General features: G+C 62.8%; 1 protein-coding gene. It reads left to right on the top strand.

The features are described 5' to 3' along the window. On the top strand, positions 1-304 hold a 304-nt coding region (locus E3W21_RS31275), incomplete at both ends, for a hypothetical protein (RefSeq protein ID WP_166793879.1).

Genomic DNA, 304 nt, shown 5'->3' with positions numbered 1-304 from the left:
GGCTGCGCTATGACGGCATCCTGGATAACGGCGCACCGACCGAGCAGGTCGTCTGGGCCGGTGTGCCGCATGCTTCGACGTCAGGGCCGATCTCGCTGGCCCCCAGGGACTGGCTGAAAACACTCAAGGACGGCAGCGAGCTAAAGGTCACCTTCCGGGTGAACTTCGATAAGGTGCTCGATACCGCTACGGCGGTGACCTTCCCGCTGCGCACCTATACCATCAGAGCGGTGGCATTGATTACCCCCACCCTTACCACCGTGTCGGACTCCAGAGGGCCTGTTCCCGAGGGTGGCATCACCGT

It is taken from the genome of Pseudomonas sp. F01002 (assembly GCF_004402115.1).
GTDB lineage: Bacteria > Pseudomonadota > Gammaproteobacteria > Pseudomonadales > Pseudomonadaceae > Aquipseudomonas > Aquipseudomonas frigoris.
The sequence above is the reverse complement of the archived record's forward strand: the minus strand, read 5'-3'. Positions and strand labels throughout refer to the sequence as shown.